This is a genomic window from Streptococcus parasanguinis (genome assembly GCF_001578955.1).
GTDB lineage: Bacteria > Bacillota > Bacilli > Lactobacillales > Streptococcaceae > Streptococcus > Streptococcus parasanguinis_U.
In genome coordinates this window covers 519,731-520,967 of sequence record NZ_KQ969689.1, presented here as the reverse complement: position 1 = coordinate 520,967, position 1,237 = coordinate 519,731, and the positions used below count along the sequence as shown (strand labels likewise).

Genomic DNA, 1,237 nt, shown 5'->3' with positions numbered 1-1,237 from the left:
CATGGTCAATAAACAAGCGAACGCCTTGGTCCGCGAATGAAACTCCCTTTTCATTTCCATTCTCCTTAGGAAAAAGAGGGAGTGGTAGAAAATGTTTAAATAAACATTTCCCATACCACCCCCACAAAGTTGATTGAGAACTCTTCTGAGTCTTTTAGCGAATGAAGAGTCTCATTAACTACTGAGACATTCCGTCACTCCTCATATCCATAGACACTTGGAGATCACTTGCTCTCTTTCTCCTTTTTTTATTTTCCCTCACGCGCTTCGTTGAGGATTTTTTCAATCTTGGTTGTGATCAAATCAATCGCTACCGTGTTAGTCACTCCTTCAGGAATGATCACGTCCGCATAGCGCTTGGTTGGCTCAATGAACTGATGGTACATGGGTTTCACCACTCCAAGGTACTGCTCAATGACGCTATCGAGACTCCGTCCACGCTCCTCCATATCGCGCTTGATCCGGCGAATGATCCGAACATCATCATCCGTATCAACGAAAATCTTGATGTCCATCAAGTCTCGAAGGCGCTTGTCTTCAAGGACTAAGATTCCTTCCACGATGAAAACATCCTGAGGTTCCTGACGATAGGTCTTACTACTGCGCGTATGCTCTGCATAGTCATAGGTTGGAATATCCACCGGACGACCTGCCAAGAGTTCATTGATCTGCGCAATCATCAAGTCCGTATCAAAGGCAAAAGGATGGTCATAGTTGGTCTTGATCCGCTCCTCAAAGGTCAAATGACTCTGGTCCTTGTAATAAGAATCATGCTCAATCATAGCAATCTTTTCATTCGGAAAATTAGCCAAAATGGCACGAGACACACTGGTCTTTCCACCACCAGAACCACCAGTAACACCAATAATAATAGGTCTATTTTGCATTTTCTACTCCATTACCTCTAATCGCTTGAAAAGGTCCTAACCTCTCCACTATATCTTATTCATTTTACCATATTTTTGCCTAGACTTGAATCATTTTTTCCGATGAAATTTAGAGTAGAAAAGGACCTTGCGGTACTTTGATTATTTAGATAAACTAATTCTTTAGTAAAAAAGCCAAGTAATCTTGCAAAGAAATAATAATGAGTTCTAATTTTTTAAATGAATCAAGATACTGAAACTTTCCGCCGTGAGAAAAGTGCTAGAAACGCGATTGTTTCTAGCACTCGGGAGTTTTGGAACCTTAGGTCCAAAACTAAGTCATGGAACTTCTTCAAGTTCGCTGACGTCCG

The 1,237-nt window shown here is 41.5% G+C and carries 1 protein-coding gene; it reads right to left on the bottom strand.

Annotated elements, in window-relative coordinates:
* Positions 1 to 248: 248 nt before the first annotated feature.
* Positions 249 to 887, bottom strand: coding sequence for a uridine kinase (udk, locus tag SPADD19_RS02425; protein ID WP_003007856.1), 639 nt, complete (start codon positions 885 to 887; stop codon positions 249 to 251).
* Between the last annotated feature and the right edge of the window lie 350 nt (positions 888 to 1,237).